This window comes from Microbacterium sp. Bi128, from assembly GCF_918698205.1.
Map to the genome: position 1 here is coordinate 1 of NZ_CAKKMM010001463.1, position 1,230 is coordinate 1,230.

At 62.0% G+C, this 1,230-nt stretch carries 1 protein-coding gene and 1 pseudogene; one reads left to right on the forward strand and one right to left on the reverse strand.

All coding sequences use genetic code 11. The features are described 5' to 3' along the window. A partial coding sequence (locus LQV45_RS33705) for an alpha/beta fold hydrolase (RefSeq protein WP_230012149.1) occupies positions 1-484 on the reverse strand: 484 nt, incomplete at its 3' end. Between the two features lie 281 nt (positions 485-765). On the opposite strand from LQV45_RS33705, the pseudogene LQV45_RS33710 reads away from it, so the two are divergent. Next, positions 766-1,230: pseudogene (locus LQV45_RS33710) on the forward strand (hypothetical protein); the annotation flags it as partial.

Sequence of the window (1,230 nt, forward strand, 5' to 3'; positions counted from 1 at the left end):
CGCCTACGGACATCCTGCTGGCCGGAACGGTGGGGTCGATGCCGATAACGGCGGACACCTCCGCTGGATACTTGTTCGCGTAGTACAGCGTGGAAAAGCCGGCGATCGAGTGGCCCATGAGAGTGTATGGCGCCCTGATGCCGAGCTGTGACAGCACTTTATGAAGTTCTTCGGCGATGTTTTCAACGGTCCTTGGCCGGGCAGTCATGTCGCTTAAGCCGTAGCCGAATCCCTCAACAACCACTGTTCGGAAGCCGCGCATTTCCCGGACCAGGGGGGCAAAATCGAGCCCCGGGGCAGGGGTCCCGAGTCCACTGAGCAGCACGACCGTCGGCCCGGTCTCGCCGGTGCGGGTGACATTGATGGTTCCCTCATTGAGGTGAACCATTTCGCCGTATGCGACCGTGTGGGACTTTTCGATTTGTTCCAGGATGAGATTGGCCGACGTCGAGGCGGCGAGCAAGCCGGCAATGCTCAGCGCCACCACCCTCGCCATGCGATGGCCCCGCCTCCACCGACGCTTGCGGGGCGGATTGTCCAGGACTGGGAGGGTAGGGCGCGGCATCATGGCAAGACTCCAGGACGAAGGAACTGAGGTAGGCGGTGCGACGTCTCCGCGCTGGGACCGGTCCGGTCAGGCACTTTTGCTGACCAAAATAAATTATACAGCGCTGTTTGAGATAAAGCTCTGGTTGATCATGCCCAAGCTTTTTACAACCCCCGCCCACTAGGGTCGGCGGATGACCTAAGCCCGCGTCTCGACTCATGGCCGCAGCCGGAGCGGACATACTCAAGGTCGCGGAGCTCTCCTCCTCTGACCATCAAACCGCGAGGATCGCCATGAGAATTAACTCCGTTCGCTCAGCCGTAACCACCCTGATCTTGACGGCCGGCTGGTTGGCGGTGGGCCTCCCGGCGCCGGCCCAGGCCGCGGGCACTACGTACTTCGTCAGTGCCTCGGGGAGTGACACCAATCCGGGAACCTCCAGCGCTGCGCCGTGGAAGTCACTGTCGAAGGTCAACTCGATCGTCCTCAAGCCCGGCGACACGGTCAGTTTCCGCAGGGGCGACACCTGGGCCGGAGGCATTGTGACCACCCAGAGCGGAACCGAGGCCGCACCCATCACCTTGATCGGCTACGGGACCGGCAATGCCCCGACGATTACCGGCGGCAAGTCTGGAAACTGCATCAGGATCAACGGCAACTTCACCACCGTTGACGGACTTCGG